This window comes from Zavarzinella formosa DSM 19928, assembly GCF_000255705.1.
GTDB classification, from domain to species: Bacteria; Planctomycetota; Planctomycetia; order Gemmatales; family Gemmataceae; genus Zavarzinella; species Zavarzinella formosa.
On the sequence record NZ_JH636444.1, the window covers coordinates 431,303 to 448,444 of the forward strand.

Consider the following 17,142-nt stretch of genomic DNA (forward strand, 5'->3'; position numbering starts at 1 on the left):
AGTAGCGCATCGTATGACGGGAAGTAAAATCACGCCAGCTAAATCACATGACGGAAAACACGATTGGTTATTCGATGTGAAGAACCGATGAGTGGATATTTCGAGAATTCCAAGAATTTCCGAACGGTTCGGGCAGGTTGGATTGAACGGGGGGAAGTGCGAAAATATGATAGGGCAATTCTCCGTACCCCGCTTGTTCGTTCGGACTCGACGAACCGTCACCATTGCATGGCCCGAGGATTCCTTTGATGGGTAAAACTGTGGACCGCTCCCCAACCGACTCGGAATCGTCCCGTCAATGGAAAATCGCCGATTCGCTTGAGACTTACGGAGTCAAGCATTGGGGAAAGGGATATTTCGGGATCAACAAACAGGGACACGTCACCGTTCACCCGAACAAGAAACAGGACGAGTCCATCGACCTGAAGTTGTTGATTGACGAACTCAAGGAGCAGGATTTCAACGTCCCCATCCTCCTGCGGTTCGCGGATATCCTGCGACACCGCGTCTCCGAGATCGCCGGGGCCTTCAAACAGGCCATCACGGACGCGGAATACCAAGGGTCTTACAGTTGCGTATATCCGATCAAGGTGAACCAGCAACGCCACGTGGTCGAGGAATTTCTGGACTTTGGCCGCCCATTCAACTTCGGGCTGGAGGCGGGCAGCAAGCCGGAACTGCTGGCCGTGCTGGCCATCACCGACGGCGGCGAGACGCCGATCATCTGCAATGGTTTCAAGGACGATGAATTCATCAAAATGGTGATGCTGGCCAAGAAGATTGGCAAAAACATCATCCCTGTCGTCGAGAAATTAAGCGAACTCGAACTCATTGTGAAGCACGCCGAGGAACTGGATGTCCGGCCGGTGATTGGCGTGCGGGTGAAACTCGCCTCCCGGGGTTCAGGGCGCTGGCGATCCAGCGCGGGCTATCGTTCCAAGTTCGGCCTGACGCTGACGGAAGTGCTGGAAGTCCTTGACTATCTTAAAGCCCGCGGGATGGAGGATTGCCTCCAACTCACGCACTTCCACTTGGGCAGCCAGATCACCAATATCCGCAAGGTGAAGGACGCTCTCACCGAGGCGGCCCGCGTTTACACCGAGCTATACAAAGCCGGGGCCGGTCTGCGGTTCTTGGATGTCGGCGGCGGCTTGGGTATCGATTATGATGGCTCGCAGACCGATTTTGAATCGAGCGTTAACTACACGCTACAGGAATACGCCAACGACGTGATCTTCCGAGTGAAGGCCGTCTGCGACGAAACCGGCGTTCCCCATCCGACCATCATCAGTGAATCCGGCCGGGCCGTCGTGGCCTATCACAGCGTGCTGGTGTTCGATGTGCTGGGCACGTCCAATTTCGACAAGTGTGTGGCCCCGGATGAAATCCCCGAAGATTCGCCGCAACCGATCCGCGACTTGTTCACGATCCACAAAGAGATGAACAAGCGGAACTTCTTGGAAAGCTATCACGACTCAACGCAGGCGATTGAAGAAACGCTCAACCTGTTCAATCTCGGCTATATGGCCATCGAGCAACGCGCGCTGGCCGAGCGATTGTTCTGGGCGGTGGGTCGAAAGATTCAGCGGTTGTTCAAGGAACTGGACTACGTTCCCGAAGAGTTGACCAACCTCGAAACGATGCTCTCGGACACGTATTTCTGCAATTTCTCCGTGTTTCAGTCGATGCCAGACTCTTGGGCGATCAAGCAACTGTTTCCGATGATGCCGATCCACCGGCTTGGCGAAGCCCCCACCCGCCGGGCCGTCCTGGGCGACATTACTTGCGATTCGGACGGCAAGATTGATCAGTTCATCGACCGACGAGATGTTCGCGGCACGCTTGAGTTGCATCCTCACATCATTGGCGAACCGTATTATCTGGCGGGATTCCTCGTCGGGGCGTACCAAGAAATCCTCGGTGACCTCCACAACCTGTTCGGCGACACGAACGCTGTTCATATCAACCTAAGCGATGACGGCGGTTACCGGATCGACGACTTCATTCCCGGCGACCGTGTGAGCGAAGTGCTGAGCTTCGTGCAGTTCTCGTCTGAAAAACTGGTCGAACGGATGCGTAAAGACGTGGACAAAGCCGTTCGCTCGGGAAGAATCAACTCCCGCGAAGCCCGGCAATTCCTGCGGTTTTACGAAGAGGGAATGGACGGATACACGTATTTGGAAGAGTGACTTTAAAAGCGAAGAGTTCACGCAAAGATCGCCAAGGGCCGCTGAATAAAGTTGGATGACTCTGAAATCAGAGGATCATTGCCTTTATTCAGCGGCCCTTGGCGATCTTTGCGTGAACTCTTCTTGCTTCTTACTTCGGCGATTCATTTCCGGGGCTGTAAAAGACCCGCTCAATGAACGTGGTATCGACGACACCATCAACGAAAGCGGCGGTGTTAAAGATTCGCTTGTGAATCGGGATCGTGGTTTTGATCCCTTCCACCACAAACTCATTCAACGCCCGACGCATCACACGGATGGATTCTTCCCGCGTGGGCTGATGCACCAACAACTTTGCCACCAATGAATCGTAATTTGGTGGCACAACATAACCCGTGCGGGCGTGAGTATCCACACGGACGCCGGGACCGCCGGGGGAGTACCATTGCGTGATCCGGCCGGGGGAGGGTTGGAAGTTGGCTTCCGGGTCTTCCGCGTTGATGCGGACCTCGATGGCGCTTCCCTTTTGCACGATGTCCGACTGACGATACTTCAGCTTTTCACCGGCGGCGATGCGGATTTGCTCGCGGACCAAGTCCACGCCGGTCACCAATTCGGTGACCGGGTGTTCCACCTGAATGCGGGAATTCACTTCAATGAAGTAGAAGTTGTTCTGCTTGTCGAGCAAGAATTCGCACGTTCCGGCGCTGTAATATCCGGCCGTTTTGGCAAGCCGGACGGCCGATTTGCAAATCTCATCCCGGACTTTGGGTGGAAGATTCGGGGCCGGTGATTCCTCCACGAGCTTTTGATGGCGGCGTTGGAGTGAACAATCCCGTTCGTACAGGTGAATCACGTTTCCGTGCTGGTCGCCCAACAATTGAACTTCGATGTGGCGGGGTTGTTCGAGATATTTCTCGATAAACACGCTGCCATCTTTGAAGGCCGCCTCGGCTTCTTGCTTCGCCGAAACGTATCCGGTGAGAAGGCTCGCGTCGTCACGGGCTACCCGCATCCCGCGCCCGCCGCCGCCGGCCGCTGCTTTGATGAGCACCGGGTAACCGTATTGCCGGGCCACCTTGAGAGCTTCCTCTTCGGAAGTAATCAACCCTTCAGAACCCGGCACCAGAGGAACCTTCGCGGCTCGGGCGATGATCTTTGCTTCGTTCTTGTTGCCGAGTTTCCGCATGGCCTCGTGGGGCGGCCCGATAAACTCGATCCGGCTTTCCCGGCATTGCTCGGCGAAAGACGAATTTTCAGAAAGAAATCCGTAGCCGGGGTGAATCGCGTCGGCTCCGGTCTTCTCGGCGGCGGCGATGATGCGGGGGATCTTCAGGTAACTATCCGCCGCCGGGCCGGTGCCGATGCACACCGCTTGATCGGCGAGAGAGAGCCAGGGAGCGCCTTTGTCGGCCGTGGAATAAACGCACACCACGCCGATGTTCATATCCCGGCAGGCGCGGATCACCCGCAGGGCGATCTCACCACGATTGGCAACCAGAACCCGTTGAAACATGATGGATTCGCGTCAGACTAGAGGGAAAATTGGAATACGAACGGGCGCGGGGCGATCATCCGTTCGGATCGACCCGGAATAGCACCTGATCAAACTCGACAAACTGCGAGTTTTGAACGCATACTTCGACGACTTTTCCGGAGATTTTGGCCGTGATGTCGTTGAAGATCTTCATCGCTTCGACTTTGCAAACGACCGTGTCCGGCGAGACTTTGCTGCCGACCTTAACGAAATCGTCCTTGTCCGGGGCTGGCTTGGCATAAAAGGTGCCGACCAGTTCGCTCTTAATTTCAATGTATTTCTTGTCGGCTTTGGCCGGTTCGGCGGCCGCGGCTGGCACTGCCGGCGCGACGGCCAAGGGAGCCGCCATCATGGCCGGTTGCGCCGGCAGGCTGGCGCCGGGAACAATTCGCGGGCCTTTGCGAAGACGAATCCGTTGGTCGCCATCGTTGAGGTCGATTTCACTCAACCCGAATTTGTCCATCAACGAGATGATCTCGCGGACCGTGTCCACGTGAAACGGACTCGGCGTCCCCTTGTGTTCGTCGGCCACTCGTCGTCCTCCGCCAATCGGGCCAGTCTTTGGCCCGAATAGTTTTTGCTCGTCAGTTGAAATAAGCGTCCCACTCGCGGGGAAGCGTTGTCAGTCGAACCGGGCCGTCCTCCGTGATGAGGAAGTCATCTTCGACCCGGACCCCGCCGATGTCCGGCAGGTAAATTCCCGGTTCGACGGTGACCACCATCCCGGCCTTCAGCACATCCTCGGAGTTCCACCGGATGGACGGGGCCTCGTGGACTTCAAGACCCAAACCATGACCGAGCCCGTGATTAAAGTAATCGCCGAAACCCGAGTCCCGAATGTGGCCCCTGGCCGCGTTGTCCGCCTCGCGGACGTGAATCCCCGGACGAAGCTTTTCGACCGCGCGAGCCTGTGCTTCCGCAACAATGGTGTATGTCTTTTGAAGCTTGCTTTCAACGGCTTTGCGTCGCCGGGCGTCCGGCGTGGGAATCACCCGTGTCAGGTCGGAATGATACTGACGGATTTCGGCGCCCCAATCCACCAGCATGAACCACGAATCTGAAAGCGGTTTGTCCGTCACCGGGCAGTGGGGCAGGGCGGATCGCTCTCCCACGCCGACAATCGGCGAGAAAGCGTGTCCCGTGCCGCCGAGTCGTTTGATGAACTGGTCGATCAAATCGGCAATGCCCTTCTCCGTGTCGGCGGGCCGCAGCAGGGCCTTCGCCGCGAGGAAACTTTGCTCGGCGATTCGGATGGCGTGGCGAATCCGGTCCACTTCGTCCGTGTCCTTGATCGCCCGTAATTCCTCGACCATCCCGTTTTTCGGGGCGAGGTTGGCCGATTTGCAAAGATCCTTCAACGTCTCGAATTCATTCAACGTCAAACCTGTTGCCTCGACGAACATGTCCCGCAGACCTAGTTTGCCGACGATTGCCCCCGTCAATTGGAACGTGTTCCGGTCGGCTCCGCGAATCTCGGCTTCCACCGTCGGGCATTCGTCCTTCAACTGAATGCGGAATCGCTCGTCGCTCAGGATGATGCAGCGTTTGGGGGTCACTAGCAAAAAGCTGGCATCCCCGGTGAAGCCGGTCAGATAGCTCACGTTGACTGCTTTGGAGACAAGCAGGGCGTCAACTTTCGCAGCTTTGACGGCCTGCATGAGTTCTTTTCGCCGACGCTGGAACTGATCCATGAATAATCTTCACAATGGTTCGTTCCGAATGAGATAGGGCGAATCCCGTCCGATGGCCGCTGTCTTTTGTGGTTCATTGGAATACGAAAAACAGAAGAAAGACGTGGTTTTGACCCATGAGCCCGGATCAGTTACGAGATGTGTTGGAGCAGGTGCGTCACGGCCGGTTGACCGTGGATGATGCCGTGGGCCGGCTTGCCGTTGAGGAGGACGGCAATCTCGGTTACGCCCGCGTGGACCTTGATCGCAAACGGCGATGTGGTTTCCCGGAGGTGATTTTCTGCGAAGGGAAAACCCCCGAGTGGGTGGAGGGGGTCGCCCGTCGATTGATCGGCGCCGGGCAGGATTGTTTTGGCACGCGCGTCAGTGATGCCCAGGCGAATCACTTGCAAGGGTGTTTTCCGACGGCCGAACAAGACCGGTTGGCGAGAACGTTTTGGCTGCCCGTGGCTGAACCAAGCGTACCCGCCACCGGCAAGGTGCTGGTGCTGACGGCCGGAACCGCCGATTTGCCGGTGGCCCGCGAGGCGGCGGTCACGGCCCGCGTGTTGGGTTGTGCGGTGGAATTGATTGCCGATGTCGGTGTTGCCGGGTTGCATCGATTGTTAAAACAACGTGACAACATCAACAACGCGGATGTGATTATCGTGGTCGCGGGGATGGACGGGGCGTTGCCAAGTGTTGTCGGCGGTTTGGCCGATTGTCCGGTGATCGCGGTTCCCACAAGCATCGGCTACGGGGCCGCGTTTCAAGGGCTGGCCCCGTTGCTGACGATGCTGAACGCCTGTTCGGCCAGTGTCACGGTGGTCAACATTGATGCCGGATTCAAGGCAGGCTATTCGGCGGCCCTTATCTGCAAACGAATGTCAGCCAACCGGGAGTGAGGAGAATCGACCGTGTCATCCGCCAAAACTCCGAGATCTGTCATCAGCCAATTAAGTGATCTCAAGTCCGGCGAGAAGGCGACATTCTTTGCCTTGCTGGCCGAGAAGACCAAAAACTCGACGCGCGATGGCAAGGCGTACTTCATCTGCCGTTTCCGCGATGCCCGCCGAACGGCGACGATGATGGTTTGGGCCGATAGCGATTTCATCAAAGATTGTGAAGAAGAATGGATCGCCGGAGGGTTTTACAAAATCCACGGCGCCTATTTTGAACACGAAAAATACGGGCCGCAAATCGAGATCGACAAGATTCGCCCGGTCGAGAAACGAGACGAACAGGAAGGTTTTGACATCGGGGAATATGTCAAGAAATCCCGTTTCGACTCGGAGGAAATGTTCCGCGAACTGATTGAGCTGGTTCGCCGCCATGTGGCCACCCCCGCCCTCGCGGATTTGACGGTCGGATTGTTGGAAACCCACTCTCAGGCGATCAAAAAACTCCCGGCCACTCAGCGAACTTATTATCCGTTCCAAGGGGGCTGGCTGGAACACACGCTTTCGGTCACCCGCAAAGCCCTGCGACTGGCCCATGATTATCACGAGAATTACCCGGACTCGAAACCGCCCATTAATGTCGAACTGGTGGTGGCCGGGGCTGCCCTGCATGAACTTGGCCGGATCGGAGAACTGGCGCTTCCCGAACTTCCCACTGATCCGGTGAACCAGACGACTGACGGACGATTTTACGGCCATTTGATCCTTGGCCGTGACATGCTGCGAGAAGCGGCCCGCAATCACCCCGATCTTGATCCGATGCTGTTGAAACTGCTGGAACACATGCTGTTGACCTATCTTACATTGCCAGAATGGGGTTCTCCCCGACTGCCTCTGATTCCGGAAGTGTTGATTCTTCACCATGCGGACGATTTGGACGCGAAGATGGAAATGTATGTCCGTTGCCTGTCAGGAGATGCCGCGACGGGTGAATTCACCGACCGCGATCCGGTGCTTGGAAAGCAACTCTTCAAAGGTCGAACCGTCTGACCGGTCTACGCGGGGCGAATTCCGTTTCTATCATGAATCAAAACGAATGCCCCGGAAGCCCCGATCCGATGTCCCTGAATCTCTCCGCACAAGTTTGTGCCGACGAACTCATCCGACGGGCGGGCGATCTTCGTTGCGCCGTGAGTGACATCGGTTCCGCGACCCTGATCGACTGCGGATCCGGAACACCCGGTAGTTTGTCTGCGGGCCTTCTGCTCGCCCGCTTGTGTCTGGCGGATCGTGGCACGGTAACACTTGTTCCGGGAGACGACGGCCCGGCCGTGCAGGTGTTTTCCGATGACCCCGTGCGGGCCTGTCTCGCCTCTCAATATGCGGGCTGGCAGGTAAAAGTTGAAAAATACTTTGCGATGGGTTCCGGCCCGATGCGGGCGATCTACGGCAAAGAAGCCATTTTTGAACACCTCCCGAACGGCCGCGAATCTTCAACCGTCGCCATCGGGGCGTTGGAGACTCGCAAAGCCCCCACCGATGGGGTGATTGCTTATCTCAAAGAACGCCTGCCGGGGGTCGAGAAACTCATTCTGGCCTATGCCCCGTGTGAAAGCATGGCGGGCACGCTTCAAGTGGTGGCCCGCTGCCTCGAAACAGCTTTGCACAAACTTCACGAACTCAAGTTCGATCTGACCACTATCTTGTCTGGCTACGGTGTCGCCCCGCTGGCTCCGGTGGCTGCGGACACGATTCGGGCCATTGGCTGGACGAATGACGCGATTCTTTACGGTGGTCGGGTGGTGCTGTGGGTCAACTCGGATGACGCTCAAATCGCCGAGATCGGGCCGAAATGCCCCTCTGGCGGGTCTCCCGACTACGGTTCCCCGTTTGCGGAGATTTTTCAGCGGAACAACGGGGATTTTTACAAGATCGACCCCATGTTGTTTTCTCCGGCGATGATCGAATTTCGCAATGTCAGAACGGGCCGTGTGCAGGTGTTTGGCAGGCTGGCCCCGGATATTCTTCAGCAATCTTTTGGTTCCTAACATTCTCTCTATTTTGGCGAGGCTCTCATGCCGGATATGATTCGCCCGGCCGTGCAACACGGTTCGGAAACGCTTTCGTTGGGTGATTTCCTTCATGCCATGAAGCGATCCCGCCGTTTGCGGCCGATGCTGCTTGACGCCTTCGTGGAGACGTATCTCGTCTCGCGGGCGCGTCGATCCGGTATCACGGTTTCGGAGTTGGAACTGCAACAGGCCGCTGATCAGTTCCGCATGCGGAACGGCATGGCCAGCGCCGAGCAAACCCGTGAATGGTTCCTTCGGGAAGCCATCAGCGAAGCGGACTTTGCCGCCGGTTTGGAACGCGACTTGTTGGTTGAAAAACTTCGCCGCAGCGTTGTGGATTCCAAAGTGGAGCAGGCGTTCAACGCCAATCTTCAACGGTTTGCCCGCGTTCGGTTCCGGCGTGTGCTGGTCGGTTCGGAAGGCGAAGCCCGTGACACGATGGACGCCATTGGCTCGGGACGTTCCAATTTTGACGAACAGGCACGAGTGCGGTCACTTGATTTGGCCACGAAAAATTCAGGCGGCGATGGCGGCGTGATTCGCCGGGTAGATTTGAACGAACAACTGGCCAACATCATCTTTCAGGCGGAAATCGGCCAATTACTTGGACCGATCCAAGCCGGGCAAGGGTATCTGGTCGTGCGAGTTGAAGAGTTCCTGCCCGCCGAAATGGATGACGGCATTCGCAATGGCATCCGCAAGGAACTTTTTGACGGCTGGCTGCGAAACGAACTCAGCAAGGCCCCGATTGAGTTTCCCCTGCTGGAAGCCCTGAATGCCGGGCAGATTCCCCTGACGAGTTGAATCACGTCGGCGGGAGCGATTCTTCGGTCGGCATGAATGGCTTCTTTGGATCGGCGAATTTGCCGTGGGAGCGCACCGAGACCATTTCCATTTCCGGGTAGCGAACGGCGGTGAGCCAGCCGCCGAACACACATCCGGTGTCGATGCAAAGAGTCTTGTTCACCCATTGCGGCTGGTAGGTGGGGACGTGTCCGTAAACGACGGTGGCCGAGCCGTGATAATCGGCCGCCCAGTTGAGGCGGATTGGCAATCCGTATTGGTCATATTCTCCGGTGGTGTCGCCGAAGAGGCAGAAGGCCCGGACGCGGTCTGAATCCCGGCCGTGCAATTCGCTCTTGAGTCCGGCGTGGGACACCACCAACCGCCCGCCGTCGAACACCAAATGCAGCGGCAGCGAATCGAGAAACCCCCGCATTTCCTCGGCGAATCCGATTGGCTCCCGTGAAATCTGCTCCAGCGAGTCGGCGAGACCGCTGGAAATGTTGACATCTCTTCCGGAGAGTTTTCGCTGTAATTTGTCGTCGTGATTGCCACGCACGCTCAAAGCCTTTCCTTGCCGGATGGCGTGCCGGACCAATCTCAACACCCCCGGCGTGTCCGGTCCCCGGTCCACCAAATCGCCGACGAACAATAACTGCCGCTGATCCGGGGGCGTGATCTCCCACACCTTGCCGCCATCGGCTTCAGGGATTTGTTCAAGTCCGTAGCCGAGCTTTGTCAGTAATTCGAGGAGTTCCGGGAGGCAACCATGCACGTCCCCGATGAGGTCAAACGGGCCGTTGAGGTGTCGCTTCCACGAATCATGTCGTTGTCGCTTGATCGTGATCGTTTCCGCCTCGGCGGCCGTGCGGAACACACGGATTTCCCGAAAGCCCTCATGTTGAATCTGACGGACCATCTGGTCGAGCGTGGCGATGTGGCGTTTGATCGCCTGATCCGGAACCTGCCGGTCCGGGCGTTGCTGGTTTTGAGCCACACAGGTCGCCTCGTCCAGTTGGAACACAATCGCAATGGCCGGGAGATGGTATTTGCGGGCAACATCCAAGCACTGCCGCCGGGCCTCTGTCTTCACGTTGGTGGCGTCAATCACCGTCAGGCGGCTGTATTGCAGGCGTTTCGCGGCCGTCAAATGGAGCAACTCGAACGCGCCGGGAGTCGCGTGTTGATCGCTCTCGTCGTCGGAGATCATGGCTCGAAAAGCGTCGGAAGAGAGAATTTCGGTTGGCTTGAAGTGTTTGCGGGCGAAGGTTGATTTGCCGCTGCCCGAAGGACCAATTAACACGACGAGCGAGGGATCTGGAATGAGCATGGTAACGTTATGTTAGCTTAAGGATCGATGAGCGGAAACGTGATTCGATGATCGCGACTTGAGTGGTGAGGTCCTTGAGATCAGACGCCAACCAATGAGGTTGATCATTCACATAGCTTTTTCGCCGCCGCGACACTGATAATCCCCGCTTGTTCTTCCGGATGCTTTCTCAGCCAGGCGGACACCAGCAAAATGTGATCGACTTGCTGCGCGGGGACGTACGGGGTGATGTCCGTTTCAAACACTTTGGTCAATAATTGCGAGACGCTTCGCCGCTCTGGTTTTCGTGTCGGCGCGTGGCAGGTGGCGGCCACGCGGCCGCGATGAATCAAATACCAGACGGCCGGACCGGTTGCTTGATTGATGGGATAAACGAAAGTGTTGTCGCTTCGGGCTGATCGAAGCCAGGTGAGACGATCGCTGAGCCATTGCAAATCCCGCAAACGATCCCGCAGTGAGGCGGCTCGTTCAAATTGCATGGCCACTGCGGCTTCCGTCATCTGGCGGGTCAATTCGACAAGCGGTTTCTTGTCCCGCCCGTCCAGAAAAGCCTTGGCCTCACGAATCTGCCCCGCGTATTGGTCCCGTCGGCAGCCACCCGCACACGGGGCGGAACAGGTGCCGATATCAAATCGCAAACATCCGGGCGTTCGTTCCTGCGGGAAGAGTTCCCCCTGTTCGGCGAAGTGCATCTTTTGCGATTGGGAACAATCCCGAAGCCGATACCAATCATTCAGGCGGCGACACGCCTCCCAAGCCAAGTGGGAACTGGTGAGCGGCCCGTAGATCGCCAGTTCCCGGCCGGTGGGCTGGCGGGCCACATAGGCATACGGAGCCGGTGACCGGCCGAGGCACACATAGGTGTATCGTCGATGACCCGGCTGCCCCAGCACATTGAACCGGGGCCGGTGCTGGCGGATCAATTCCAACTCGCGAACCAGCGCCCCGAATTCGTCGGGCACGGTTTCCCAAATCAATGTGTGGGTGTGGTCGAGAATCCGGCCGGCTTTCGGATCACGGCTTTCCCGGAAATAGCTCATCAAACGATGCCGGAGTGACTTGGCCTTGCCCACATAAATGAGATCACCGTGACGCCCTAGCATCCCGTACACACCCGGTAGTTTCGGACCATGTTCCCGAACTCCCTGCCGCAATTTCTTGGCGTCGCGGGATCGGACACGCCCCAAAAGGGCGGCAAATCCGGCGGGAATCGACGGGGTGGGGCCGAAGCCCTCGAAGACATGCTTCGGGAACAGCGTGGCCATAGGTGTGCATCCTTTCAGTACTGAAATTCTAGGCCGCGCTGATGGAAGTTTCGAGGGACGATTAGCATCTGCCGGAGATTTGGCCAAGGCCATGAAAACCGGGAAAACAAGACGGGATATGGAAAATGAAAAACCCCTGCGAGAATCCGCAGGGGTGACGGGAACCCTATTCGGATGAACGTTACTTCTTTTCGACCAACCGGGGAGCCGGTCCTTTTTCCAGCGGATGATCCTTCCACCATTTCTCAAGTGTCAGGGACTTTTCTAGCTTGGATTTGGCATCCACCAGCAACTTGTCGGCCGCGGCTTTTGCCGCCTCGGCCCGGCGCAGGGCTTCACGGGCTTCGGTCACTTCCTCGGCGGCGGTGTATGTCACTTTGGACGCAAGCAACTCCGGCAGTAATTGCAGGATTACTTCGGAGGGGATGGCGTAAGTCTCAGTGCGACCGGCGCGGGCGATGTTCAGACCAATCACCCGGCCATCGAGATCGACCAGCGGGCCGCCGCATTCGTTGGGCTTCAGCACAATGTCGTGTTGAAGAACGGTCGGGAAGCCGGTTCGCCGGTTGCTGAGAATGCTGCCCATCCGGTTCTGCATGTCGCCGCGGGCGTCACCCTTCGGAATCAGGGCGGCGGGGCGTTTGCCCAACGTGACCGAGAATTCCATCTTCTTGCTTTCACGTTCCAGCTTTACTTTGATGACATCCCCGGCCTTGTAGCCAAGCAGGGTGTTAATCAACGATTCGCCATTCACAATGTCCTGATTGTCGATGGTCAGAATGATGTCTTTGGTTTTCAATCCTGCCTTTTCGGCGGCACTGTCTTTTGAGACTTCGGCGATGGATGCGCTGGCGCTGTCCGGATCAAGGATGATGCCGAGGAATCCGGAATTTTCCTTGATGACCCGGCCCGGACCATACGGCGGGGGCAGCGTGCGGGCGGCGACACCAACCACGCCGACGCCGACGGGTTCCGTGCTGGTGTTGGAAGCGGCAATCCAGTTGCCCACCGGGGCGTTTTTGCTGGGGGACCAGTCAACCGTTGGCAGGTTGTCTGCTTCCACCTTCAGAATGGCGACATCGTACACGCTGTTCGTGCCGGTGACCTTGGCCATGAACTCCTTGCCTTCGCGAGTCTTGACGGTCAGTTTCCCGTCAACGATCTCGCTGGCCTTGGTGATGATGGAGCCATCGGCCGTCACAATGGCGCCAAGGGACACCTGTTTGCCGTCCACCTGCACGCTGACGGTGCTTTTCGAGGGTTTTTCCACGGCGGGTTTAAACGCCGCGAGCAATTGCGGGGTCGTCTTTTGGGGAAGCGTGTCCTTGTCTCTGTCCCTGCCGCGTTGCGCGGAACTGACTCCGGTGATCAGGATCGCAAGGGCCGCCGAAAACAGAATGCGTTTCAACATGTTCGTTTGCGAGGGAAAATGGTTGATGATGGATCGTTATGCCGCGAACACCTATTCTCGTTTGCCGAGTTTGACCTTGATTTCTTTGTTCTCGTCGCCGCGTTTGACGAGCAGGGTCACTTCATTGCCTGGCTTTTCCAGATAAAGGAATTTCTTCATTTCCTCGTAGGTTTTCACGTCTTTGCCGGAAAACTTCAAGATGACATCGCCACCCAAGAGGCCGGCTTTGGCGGCCGGGGCGTTCGGGGTCACGGAGGCCAGTTTGCAGTCCTTCGCGTCCGGATCGGCGCTGACGCCGAGGTACACGTCGGATTCGCCGATGGTGTCCCCCTTCACCAGTTGATCCCATGTGTCGCGGAACGTTCCAATCGGGACGTGCATGTTGTTGACGATGAAGTTCCCGATGCGGCTGTGAATGCCGATCACGCGGCCTTTCATGTCGAACAACGGCCCGCCGGAATCGCCACCCACGAGGGCGTTGTCCGTTTGAAGAACACGATCATTGACGATGCTGAGTTTGCCAACCCGAACCACCGGCGTGCGGCCTTGTTTGAACCCGCCCGGATGGCCGATGGCGATGCTCCACTGGTTGGTTTTCAGATCTTTGAAATCCCCCATCTCCACATAGGGCCAAGGGCCCGGATCGGTGATTTGGGCCATTCCGCTGTCAATCGCCCGGTTCACACCCAAAGTCTTACCTTTGACAATTCGACCATCATGCAACACGATGCTAATGGTTTGACCGGGAGCGCCCGAAACGTGTCCGGCGGTCAGCACCAAGCCATCCTTGCTGACAATCACGCCGCTGCCCGATGCCGATCCGACCCGCAGGCAGACCGTGCAAGGGATAACCTTTTCGATGACGGCCTTGGTTTGGGTTTGAAAGGATTTCAGTTCCTCGATAGTTTCGGGACTGATTTTGTAAACAATCGGCGGGGGATCCGGAATGGTCTTGTTGACCGGGTCCGCGAAGGTCGCATTGCCAATCAGCAGCGATGCGGCCAAGGCGAGGACACGTCGGCGTGACATGTGGCGCTCCTTGGAGAACGAATGGTTCGTTGATTCAGAATGACGAACACAAAGCGGGATTGCAACCCGTTGGAGAGACTTGCCCCCCGAATGTTTGAGTGGGACAACGATCGTGAGGATTCGCCCGGCCAATCAAACATGTGAAGAACAAGTGTGGATCGTTTTCCACATTCTAAGCGAGGGATGGGCCGTTTCACAATGGCCAACTTGCCCCAAGTGCAATTTCTTGCAACCTTGTCACGTTGGCAATCCCCTCTTTGCCAAGATCGATCAGGCGAAAGAGTTGTTCGCTGGTGAAGGTGGCTTCCTCCCCGGCTCCCTGAACCTCAATGAATTTTCCGGAGCCGGTCATGACGAGGTTCATGTCTACCTCGGCATCCCGGTCTTCCACATATTCAAGATCCAGCCGTTCTTCGTTTTCCAGCAAGCCGACGCTGATGGCCGCCACGCTGTCCCGCACAATCTGATTCGCCGGGCCAACAACATCCCGATATTTGTGAAGAGCCATTGCCAGGGCGACAAACGCCCCGTTGATGGCGGCCGTGCGGGTGCCGCCGTCGGCTTCGATCACATCACAATCCAGCCAGAGCGTCCGCTCACCGAGTTTGGAGAGATCCACTACAGCCCGCAGGCTTCGGCCGATCAACCGTTGGATTTCCACCGACCGTCCGTCCACCTTCCCGGCCTTGTCGCGAGGCTTTCGGCCAAGCGTGGAACCCGGCAACATGCCATACTCGGCGGTGAGCCAGCCTGTTCCCTTGCCAACCAGAAAGGGGGGGACAGCCATCTCCAGGCTGCAAGTGCAAAGCACCGTCGTCACGCCGGAACGAACCAGCACACTCCCTGCCGCTTGTTTCGTGAAGCCGAGTTCAAAGGTCAGGGGGCGAAGTTGATTGGTGGCCCGTTGGTGGGGTCGCATCAGAAGATTCCGATCAGTGAAGATTGACGGTGAATGTCCATCTATCGTATGCCGGGATGGTCAAAGGAGGGAGGCTTTGCCCTAACCACTGATGGTTTGACCGTGTAGCATGGAATTACTCCCAAAGACCAGGTTCGGGTATTCTCATGGCGATCAACGCGGTGTGTCCTTCGTGCGGGAACGTCCATCAACTCGCCGACACGTTTGCCTTTAAAACGGTCGAATGCAGCCAGTGTGCGACGATCTTCCCGACACCCGTGAAGAAGGCCGGCGGTCCCCCGCCGTTGCCCGCCGGATTTGTCCATCCGACAGCCGCCACCAAACCAACGCCTTCTCCGGCCCAGGCGGATGCCGGGTTCGAGATTCTCCCGGATGAGGACGAACCGCCGGTCGCTCCGGCAAAGCCGGTGAAAAAACGGGATGTTTTCGAAGAGGACGAATCCGCTCCGACCCCGCCGAAAGCAAAGTCTCGGCGCGAAGAAGAATCCTCCTCCGAGGAAGACGACCGGCCCCAACTGCCCGAGACGAGGTCTGCATCATCGGACAACTTTGAATACGTGGACGATGAAGAGGAAGAACCGCTTGAGGAAGAACGCCCTCGACGTGGTTCCCGTCGCCGGGATGAAGATGAGGATGCAGAGGAATCACCGGAGCCACCCGCGAAATCCAAAACCCCGGTACTGCTCGGCTTGGCGGCCATTCTGATGTTCGTTGTCGGCACCGGCGCGGGCCTGATCTATTTCTTCGTGGTGGATGATGATGTGCCCGTCGTGGCCGATAACTCGGTGAATCCTGATCGCAAAGAACCGGAAAGCAAGCCAACGACGAAGAGCATCGATCCAATCAAACCGGAACCGAAGCCCGAGCCAAAACCGGAACCAAAGCCCGAACCCAAACCGGAGCCGAAGCCCGAGCCAAAACCGGAGCCCAAGCCCGAACCGAAGACAGAACCCGAGCCGAAGCCGGAACCAAAGCCCGAGCCGAAACCGGAACCGAAGAAGGTTTCCCCCTATGCGATGGGAGCGGTTTTGGTGAATGCAGTGGAGAAAGCCCGGCCTATCGAAGAATACAAGCCGCTGGCGGGCAACTCCGAAATTCTGACGAACGGCGTCGTCAAGGATGTGTGTACCGCCGGAGGAGGCCGTTTTCTATTGGTGAATTGTGCCGAAGCGTTGAAAATTCTCGTTGTGGATGTCAGCACGGGGAAGCTCGTCAAATCACTGGCGGTGAAAACCACGGATGTGCTAATCGCTGGCGGGATGGATCACTTTGTGATTGTCACGCCGTCAACCAAGACCATCGATCGCTACTCCCTGAATTCGATGGAATTGGAAATGTCCGCGAAGATTGACGCCAGACAGAAGATCATCACGGCCGCGATGGGTTCCCGCACAGCCGGCCCGGTAATCCTTGGCGGCCCGCAAGCCCAGCAAAACGCCAGCAAGATGGCCTTGATGTTCATCGATCTGCCGAGCTTGAAGGAAGTCGAGATTGAAAAGGCCGACGGGGAATTCCGTGTGGGGTTTGGAACCGCCGCTCATTTGCGAGTCTCGCCGAATGGCCAGCTTCTCGGGGCATGGTTCGACAAGCTCAACCCGACCGGATTGCAAACAGTGCAACTCTCCGGGAACACCTTGCGAGGAACCTATCTGGATCAATCTGTCGGCCCGGTTGTCCCCGGTGGCGACGGTGAAAGTGTCTTCACCGGCAAAGGGAAATATTTTGGCAACCTCCAGAATCCAACGGATGCGGGGGTACTCGTCCCGGCCGTGAGTGGCAATTGGTACATGCGACTGGAAAGTGTCAAGAAAGGCAATGACGAACAATTCACGAAGGTGATTGTCCGGGAGGAGGGCAAGCAAGACCCTGTTGCCACCTTCGACAACATCCCGGGTTTCGATGGAAAGAAAGACCCCTTCCAACGTGAAATCAATCAGATGACGACCGATCATCGTCTCTGGTTGATCCCCGAGGCCAAAGTGTTGGTGACGATCCCCCCGGCGGCAAACAAACTACAGTTCTTCCCGGTGGGGGCTAAATAACGAGTTTAAAGGCATTT

The 17,142-nt window shown here is 57.2% G+C and carries 14 protein-coding genes; 6 read left to right on the forward strand and 8 right to left on the reverse strand.

What is annotated here, in order from left to right; all coding sequences use genetic code 11:
- Positions 1-248 precede the first annotated feature (248 nt).
- Positions 249-2,189, forward strand: coding sequence for a biosynthetic arginine decarboxylase (gene speA, locus BGIM_RS0130755; RefSeq protein ID WP_020473518.1), 1,941 nt, complete (start codon positions 249-251; stop codon positions 2,187-2,189).
- A 130-nt stretch (positions 2,190-2,319) separates the two neighbouring features.
- On the opposite strand, the gene accC is transcribed toward speA, so the two are convergent.
- From accC to BGIM_RS0130770, 3 genes are read right to left on the reverse strand one after another with little or no spacing between them, the layout of a single operon-like run.
- Positions 2,320-3,684: an acetyl-CoA carboxylase biotin carboxylase subunit gene (accC, locus tag BGIM_RS0130760; RefSeq protein ID WP_020473519.1), complete on the reverse strand. Its 1,365-nt coding sequence runs from the start codon at positions 3,682-3,684 to the stop codon at positions 2,320-2,322.
- A gap of 55 nt (positions 3,685-3,739) precedes the next feature.
- The gene (gene accB, locus BGIM_RS0130765; protein ID WP_020473520.1) at positions 3,740-4,237 is read right to left on the reverse strand and encodes an acetyl-CoA carboxylase biotin carboxyl carrier protein; all 498 of its coding nucleotides are present in this window, start codon (positions 4,235-4,237) and stop codon (positions 3,740-3,742) included.
- Positions 4,238-4,289: 52 nt separating this feature from the next.
- Positions 4,290-5,396, reverse strand: coding sequence for a M24 family metallopeptidase (locus tag BGIM_RS0130770; RefSeq protein WP_020473521.1), 1,107 nt, complete (start codon positions 5,394-5,396; stop codon positions 4,290-4,292).
- A 116-nt stretch (positions 5,397-5,512) separates the two neighbouring features.
- Here BGIM_RS0130770 and larB point away from each other — a divergent pair, with 116 nt between their 5' ends.
- From larB to BGIM_RS0130790, 4 genes are all read left to right on the forward strand, one after another.
- Positions 5,513-6,280 (forward strand): nickel pincer cofactor biosynthesis protein LarB, encoded by a 768-nt coding sequence (larB, locus tag BGIM_RS0130775; RefSeq protein WP_020473522.1) that lies wholly within the window; start codon positions 5,513-5,515, stop codon positions 6,278-6,280.
- Between the two features lie 12 nt (positions 6,281-6,292).
- Entirely contained in the window at positions 6,293-7,324 is a 1,032-nt protein-coding gene (locus BGIM_RS53200; protein WP_020473523.1) for an HD domain-containing protein, read from the forward strand.
- A gap of 68 nt (positions 7,325-7,392) precedes the next feature.
- Positions 7,393-8,322, forward strand: coding sequence for a methenyltetrahydromethanopterin cyclohydrolase (mch, locus tag BGIM_RS0130785; RefSeq protein WP_020473524.1), 930 nt, complete (start codon positions 7,393-7,395; stop codon positions 8,320-8,322).
- A gap of 27 nt (positions 8,323-8,349) precedes the next feature.
- Positions 8,350-9,150, forward strand: coding sequence for a peptidylprolyl isomerase (locus tag BGIM_RS0130790; protein WP_020473525.1), 801 nt, complete (start codon positions 8,350-8,352; stop codon positions 9,148-9,150).
- A 1-nt stretch (position 9,151) separates the two neighbouring features.
- On the opposite strand, the gene BGIM_RS53205 is transcribed toward BGIM_RS0130790, so the two are convergent.
- From BGIM_RS53205 to rph, 5 genes are all read right to left on the reverse strand, one after another.
- Positions 9,152-10,459 carry an AAA family ATPase gene (locus BGIM_RS53205; protein WP_020473526.1) on the reverse strand — a complete coding sequence of 436 codons (1,308 nt, stop codon included), beginning with the start codon at positions 10,457-10,459 and terminating at the stop codon, positions 9,152-9,154.
- Positions 10,460-10,563: 104 nt separating this feature from the next.
- Positions 10,564-11,724, reverse strand: a complete 1,161-nt coding sequence (locus BGIM_RS53210) for a UvrB/UvrC motif-containing protein (protein WP_020473527.1) — start codon at positions 11,722-11,724, stop codon at positions 10,564-10,566.
- A 181-nt stretch (positions 11,725-11,905) separates the two neighbouring features.
- Positions 11,906-13,135, reverse strand: coding sequence for a S1C family serine protease (locus BGIM_RS0130805; RefSeq protein ID WP_020473528.1), 1,230 nt, complete (start codon positions 13,133-13,135; stop codon positions 11,906-11,908).
- A 51-nt stretch (positions 13,136-13,186) separates the two neighbouring features.
- On the reverse strand, positions 13,187-14,164 hold the full coding sequence (locus tag BGIM_RS53215) for a S1C family serine protease (protein ID WP_020473529.1): 978 nt from the start codon (positions 14,162-14,164) through the stop codon (positions 13,187-13,189).
- Positions 14,165-14,357: 193 nt separating this feature from the next.
- Positions 14,358-15,083 carry a ribonuclease PH gene (gene rph, locus BGIM_RS0130820; protein WP_020473531.1) on the reverse strand — a complete coding sequence of 242 codons (726 nt, stop codon included), beginning with the start codon at positions 15,081-15,083 and terminating at the stop codon, positions 14,358-14,360.
- A 146-nt stretch (positions 15,084-15,229) separates the two neighbouring features.
- Between rph and BGIM_RS66065 the strand changes: the two genes are divergently transcribed.
- The gene (locus BGIM_RS66065; protein WP_020473532.1) at positions 15,230-17,125 is read left to right on the forward strand and encodes a hypothetical protein; all 1,896 of its coding nucleotides are present in this window, start codon (positions 15,230-15,232) and stop codon (positions 17,123-17,125) included.
- Positions 17,126-17,142 lie beyond the last annotated feature (17 nt).

What these genes read in the sequence shown, in the direction of transcription:
- rph (WP_020473531.1), bottom strand. Translation starts at nt 15,083, where the DNA reads ATGCGACCCCACCAACGGGCCACCAATCAACTTCGCCCCCTGACCTTT.
- BGIM_RS0130805 (WP_020473528.1), bottom strand. Translation starts at nt 13,135, where the DNA reads ATGTTGAAACGCATTCTGTTTTCGGCGGCCCTTGCGATCCTGATCACC.
- BGIM_RS53210 (WP_020473527.1), bottom strand. Translation starts at nt 11,724, where the DNA reads ATGGCCACGCTGTTCCCGAAGCATGTCTTCGAGGGCTTCGGCCCCACC.
- accC (WP_020473519.1), bottom strand. Translation starts at nt 3,684, where the DNA reads ATGTTTCAACGGGTTCTGGTTGCCAATCGTGGTGAGATCGCCCTGCGG.
- BGIM_RS53215 (WP_020473529.1), bottom strand. Translation starts at nt 14,164, where the DNA reads ATGTCACGCCGACGTGTCCTCGCCTTGGCCGCATCGCTGCTGATTGGC.
- BGIM_RS53205 (WP_020473526.1), bottom strand. Translation starts at nt 10,459, where the DNA reads ATGCTCATTCCAGATCCCTCGCTCGTCGTGTTAATTGGTCCTTCGGGC.
- BGIM_RS66065 (WP_020473532.1), top strand. Translation starts at nt 15,230, where the DNA reads ATGGCGATCAACGCGGTGTGTCCTTCGTGCGGGAACGTCCATCAACTC.
- speA (WP_020473518.1), top strand. Translation starts at nt 249, where the DNA reads ATGGGTAAAACTGTGGACCGCTCCCCAACCGACTCGGAATCGTCCCGT.
- mch (WP_020473524.1), top strand. Translation starts at nt 7,393, where the DNA reads ATGTCCCTGAATCTCTCCGCACAAGTTTGTGCCGACGAACTCATCCGA.
- larB (WP_020473522.1), top strand. Translation starts at nt 5,513, where the DNA reads ATGAGCCCGGATCAGTTACGAGATGTGTTGGAGCAGGTGCGTCACGGC.
- BGIM_RS0130770 (WP_020473521.1), bottom strand. Translation starts at nt 5,396, where the DNA reads ATGGATCAGTTCCAGCGTCGGCGAAAAGAACTCATGCAGGCCGTCAAA.
- BGIM_RS0130790 (WP_020473525.1), top strand. Translation starts at nt 8,350, where the DNA reads ATGCCGGATATGATTCGCCCGGCCGTGCAACACGGTTCGGAAACGCTT.